Annotated in this window: 5 protein-coding genes; 3 read left to right on the top strand and 2 right to left on the bottom strand. The window is 54.3% G+C overall.

Annotated features, from left to right (window positions below):
* Positions 1–101: 101 nt before the first annotated feature.
* The gene (locus D8U69_RS25435) at positions 102–719 is read right to left on the bottom strand and encodes a GAD-like domain-containing protein (protein WP_130908424.1); all 618 of its coding nucleotides are present in this window, start codon (positions 717–719) and stop codon (positions 102–104) included.
* An 11-nt stretch (positions 720–730) separates the two neighbouring features.
* Positions 731–2080 (bottom strand): DUF6861 domain-containing protein, encoded by a 1350-nt coding sequence (locus tag D8U69_RS25430; protein ID WP_130908423.1) that lies wholly within the window; start codon positions 2078–2080, stop codon positions 731–733.
* A 523-nt stretch (positions 2081–2603) separates the two neighbouring features.
* On the opposite strand from D8U69_RS25430, the gene tssA reads away from it, so the two are divergent.
* The 3 genes from tssA to D8U69_RS29895 form a co-directional block, all read left to right on the top strand.
* Positions 2604–4160 carry a type VI secretion system protein TssA gene (gene tssA / locus D8U69_RS25425; RefSeq protein WP_056854196.1) on the top strand — a complete coding sequence of 519 codons (1557 nt, stop codon included), beginning with the start codon at positions 2604–2606 and terminating at the stop codon, positions 4158–4160.
* A gap of 32 nt (positions 4161–4192) precedes the next feature.
* Complete coding sequence (tssB, locus tag D8U69_RS25420; protein ID WP_056854195.1) at positions 4193–4693, top strand: type VI secretion system contractile sheath small subunit; 501 nt, start codon at positions 4193–4195, stop codon at positions 4691–4693.
* Between the two features lie 24 nt (positions 4694–4717).
* On the top strand, positions 4718–4833 hold a 116-nt coding region (locus tag D8U69_RS29895), incomplete at its 3' end, for a hypothetical protein (protein ID WP_241668695.1).

Raw genomic sequence — 4833 nt, 5'->3', positions numbered from 1 at the left:
GGCACTTCCCGCCTATCAATTGCCCCACCGAATTTCTCTAAAAATCTGGAAAATACTTTGTCCATTCAGTATCGCCTTAGTCCTTTGACGACTCCTATCGTCTACAGATCTGAAAAACTGTAGGGCTCAAGTTCGGCAATTTGGGACAGCAGGGTTAAATGTTCCACCGCCTTCACTTTCTCAAGATGATCGAGGGTATCCGGTCCGCCAAACATCAGCGCTGGAACGAAGCCGTACATTTCATCGTGACGCAGGGTGCCGAGTTTTTTCATTGCTGGTTGGAACAGGTCGCCATAATCGTTAGATTCCACATCGATAGACAGAAGGAAGGAACGAAGCCCATTATCCATTTGGTCTCCTGTGTATATAGACGTGTGCGCGGCATAACGAGAAAGATGACCTGTAATATCAAGGGAGGCTCCCGTTCTCTCTCCCCAAAGAAACAAATCGCCAAAAGCACTACGGGCAATTAGGTGATAGGTGTCAAAGGATTCAAATTTCGTTCCTTCAAGCCAAGATGCTACCACTCCCTCATATTCTTGTGGATTAACGATCCAGAAAATCCCCTCACCATATCCGCACCAGCCATGTTCGGCCCAATACTCCAGCAAAATGTTGGGGAGCTTGCCTCTATAACGCTCGATACTAGATGTCGGTACTTCCTGTCGGTCAACAGGGCCACCAAACGTATCCAGAAAAATCGAAAATACCTCATCCATTCTTTTTCCCCTTAACACTTATGAAGTTTGACATTGATATATGTGTCACCGCGTAAAAACGTAGGTACTGCCTCTGCTGATTTTTTCAGATTTGCAATTTTCGGCCTCCATTGAGGCCCAATACTAGAGTTGACCTGACGATCACCGAAGTCCGCAATAATATCTCTGCCACCAGCGCTTAGATCTGGATTGTGCAGTCCTGCAAGATTTGACATTGTTTCCTTGGCTTTCCTCACGCTCTCTGCTTTCGCATGTGTGGCGCTCATCGTTTTCAAAAACTCTTCATTAAACCGTTTTTGCAAATTTATTTTTAAAGTGTTGCGAGCACGGTTTGCCGCCGCCCTACTACGCTTCACCGGATTAGCAATATTCTCCAAATACTCATCAACCGTCAGCCGATTCAGCCCGTCTTCTTGTCCCTTCAACTGCCGTTCGAATTCTCCGATTTTAGACGCTGGCAGCTTGTCCGCTTTGAAGCATTCAACTTGATGAAGCGGCATCGCATTCGGCTTGTCACGGGGCGGGTTTTTGTCTTTGTTTGGTGGGTGATTTGCCGGTGGCGCAGGGTCCTGATGGCTGAGCGCGCCCCGGTGCGGTGCTGAGGTTTGCAGGTCTGGGCGTTTTTTCAGGGCGTCTTCGTGCTTGAGCATCCATTCGCCTAACCGCGCGCCTTTGGGGCTGGCTCGCATCTCTTGGGCGAGAACGCCCGCATTGCCTCGACCACGGGTGATGTAAGCCACGATGGCGCCCAGCAGCAGGACGACAACCTCCACATGGCCACGTGCAATCTCTTGGGAGGCGCTGTATCGGGCAGATGAATCATCCGGCCTGAACGGGTCTAAACCTCCCTCACTGCGTGGGCCGTTCCACGCGATGTGGATGCCACGCCAGTAATAGTCGCCAATGCGTGGCAGACCTTCGGTGAAGAACTCGGCAATGGACGTCAGGCCCAGTATGCCCAATATCCACGTGCTGACTTGCAAGCCCATCGCAGCGCCAGCCGCGCCCATCGGGATGGCGCCCACACCGCCGAGAAACGCGCCGGTCCCTGCGCCGATGGCTCCGCCGATCAATACACTGCCGGCAACGATCATCGCCATTTGAGCGACGACTTCGATCAGCTCGTTAAGAACGCTGGCGATATCGATGTCAGCGAAGCGTTGTCTCAATAAGCGAGCCGCTTCCCACTCAGCCTCAATGAAGGCAGACCTGACGCTGTTGATCCGACGGATATTGAGCGAGAGGGAGGGAGCGGGTTCGTTAAAGTGAGTGCGATACCGGGCGCCTCCCTGGTAACCCATCTCTCGAGTGATTCGGTTTTCTATCTCGTGCCACGTGGGCACCATGTGCCATAAAAACATCAATTGTCTCCCTGACAATTCGCTCCTTGGATGACTCATCAAGTTGTACTTGTGCAAAGTACCGAGGCACAGGTGGACCGCATGACCCAAAAGATCAAATCGGACGCGTCCTACACGCGTTGCGGAAACAGGGAAGTTAACTGTGTTGGGTTTTGTGCTCCCAACTGTGTGCCGGGCGCCGAAACGAGAAAAACCCCGAAGGTGAAGAACACACCAATCGGGGTTGTTAATTGCTTGATTAGTTAACAGGTCATCAAGTTACCAAGCGGTGTCTGGATGCACAAACTGGTCGACGGCGTAACCGCAGACAATGGCGCTCTTGCCTGTCTTACATGACTGAAGGATCAGTCGCACCTAAGTGGCGAATCCTCCTACAGACATGTTCTTCGTCAACAAAGTAAGTTCTCGACCCTTGAACGGAAGCGCGTTTGCTCAACACGGAGTCGAGACCTTTGCCCAGAATTCCAGCTGTAGATCGGCATCAGGTTGAAATAAAACTTGTGCACGCAAGTTGTAAGTTCATATGACCTATTCCAGCAAGCTTTCGGCGCATTACCTTGATCTTGCCAGGTCGCCAGTGTTCGCAGAGAAATTCGCAGGCGATGATGCCCGTTATTCAAGTGAATACGAGGCATTGGAAAGTGAGTTGGGTAAAGCCCAATCCATGCATGAAAGCGGTCAGATCGACTGGCTGATGATCCGCGAAACCAGCGAGAACGTGCTTCGCAGCCATTCCAAGGATTTGCGCGTTGGTGCTTGGCTGACCTGGGCGCTCTACCAGGGTGAATCCTTCCCGGGTCTGTTGGCCGGTCTCGGTTTACTGCATCACTTGTGTGAAAACCACTGGGCCGAGATTTACCCGCAAAAATCCCGCACCCGCTGCGCTGCCATCAATTGGTTGGTGCCGCGTCTTGAGCAGGTGTTGAACGAAAACATCGCGATCAAGGAGCAACTTCCGCTGTTCCGCCGTCTGGTGGAGCATCTGGAAGGCCTCGACGCTGCTTGCACCGAGCAGCTGGGCGACGAAGCCCCGTTACTGTTGCCGATCTCCCGTCGCTTGAAAAACAGGGTCCAGCGTGCCGCCGACAATCAACCGGAACCTGGTGTAGTGAGCGCCGCGATGGCCCAGGTCAAGCAGGCCGCCACACAGCTATTCACCCCCGGCGCACCGATCGATAACGAGAAAGAAGCCCACAAGGCCTTGCGTGCCCAGCAAGAAAACGCCCTCCCTTTGTGCGCCTGGTGGCTCAAGCAAAATGCCACTGACCTGCGCGCGCTGCGCCTCAATCGCACGCTGCTTTGGCTGCCCATTGAAACCTTGCCAGAGCGTAATGCCGATCAAATCACCGTTTTGCGTGGCTTGCCGGCCGACAAGCTAAAAACCTTTCAAGACCATCACGACCAAGCGAAGTACGCCGACCTGCTGGTCGGTTTGGAGGCAAGCCTGGCGAAGGCACCGTTCTGGTTCGACGGTCAGCGAATGGTTTGGGAGTGCCTCCAAGGCCTTAATGCAGAAATGGCCATGCGCGAAGTGGAAATTCATTTCGCGCTGTTGATTCAGCGCCTGCCAGCCATTATCGAATTGCGTTTCCATGACGGCGCACCGTTCGCCAATCCTGCCACCCGCGCCTGGATCAGCGCCTTCGTGATGCCGCATTTGCAAAACCCCAGCGCGCCGCGCAAGGCCGAAGTCGTCGACACCCAGCCTGCCTGGGAACTGGCGCTGGAAGACGTCTTGCCGATCCTGCACAAGGACGGCCTCAAGACGGCGGTGCAAATCCTCAAGCAGCACATGCAAAGCGCCCAAGGTGGGCGCGTTCGGTTTTTCTGGCAGTTCACCCTCGCGCAGCTGTGCTTCAAGGCCAGGAAATACGAATTGGCCAAGACCCAACTTGAAAACCTCGACCAGACATTACGCGATGCAGGCCTGCAAACCTGGGAGCCGGCACTTGCGCTGCAAGTGTTGCAGTTGCTGCACAGCTGCTGCGAGTTGTTGCCGCAGAGTCATGCGGTGCGCGAATGCAAGGAAGAGATTTATCGCAGGTTGTGCCACCTCGATCTTGAAGTGGCACTCGACTAGGCCTCCGGGCCAAAACCGCAAGGAGAATAGCCATGGCCAAAGAAGGCTCGGTAGCCCCAAAGGAACGCATCAACGTAACGTTCAAGCCCGCCATAGGGGGCGCTCAGGAAGAAATCGAATTGCCGCTCAAACTGGTGGCGATCGGTGACTACACCCAGCGTAAGGACGAGCGAAAAGTTGAAGACCGCAAACCGATAAGCATCGACAAGATGACCTTCGATGAGGTGCTCGCAAAGCAAGAGTTGCAGGTCACCTTGAGCGTGCCGAACCGGCTTCAGGACGACGGTACTGAAGAGTTGGCCGTGGGTCTGCGCATCGGCTCGATGAAAGACTTCAATCCGGCCAGCCTGGTCGAACAAGTCCCGGAACTGAAAAAACTGATGGAACTGCGTAACGCGCTGGTGGCCCTCAAAGGCCCGCTGGGTAACGCGCCTGCTTTCCGTAAAGCCATCGAAGGTGTGCTTGCCAACGACGAATCCCGCAGCCGCGTATTGGCCGAGCTGGGACTGGATGCCACAACCGAGCGAGCCTGATCTCACTGCCGCCAAGGAAGCCACATGAGTACCCATGCAGCACAACAGCAAAACACCGAGAGCCGTGAAAACAGTCTGCTCGACAGCATCATTGCCCAAACCCGCCTGACCCCGGACGATGAGGCCTATGACATTGCCAA

The organism is Pseudomonas sp. Sample_16 (assembly GCF_004307665.1).
GTDB lineage: Bacteria > Pseudomonadota > Gammaproteobacteria > Pseudomonadales > Pseudomonadaceae > Aquipseudomonas.
The sequence above is the reverse complement of the archived record's forward strand: the minus strand, read 5'-3'. Positions and strand labels throughout refer to the sequence as shown.

Bases quoted from the DNA above. Each gene is read 5' to 3' on its own strand.
- D8U69_RS25435 (WP_130908424.1), bottom strand. From the start codon at position 719: ATGGATGAGGTATTTTCGATTTTTCTGGATACGTTTGGTGGCCCTGTT.
- D8U69_RS25430 (WP_130908423.1), bottom strand. From the start codon at position 2,080: ATGTTTTTATGGCACATGGTGCCCACGTGGCACGAGATAGAAAACCGA.
- tssA (WP_056854196.1), top strand. From the start codon at position 2,604: ATGACCTATTCCAGCAAGCTTTCGGCGCATTACCTTGATCTTGCCAGG.
- tssB (WP_056854195.1), top strand. From the start codon at position 4,193: ATGGCCAAAGAAGGCTCGGTAGCCCCAAAGGAACGCATCAACGTAACG.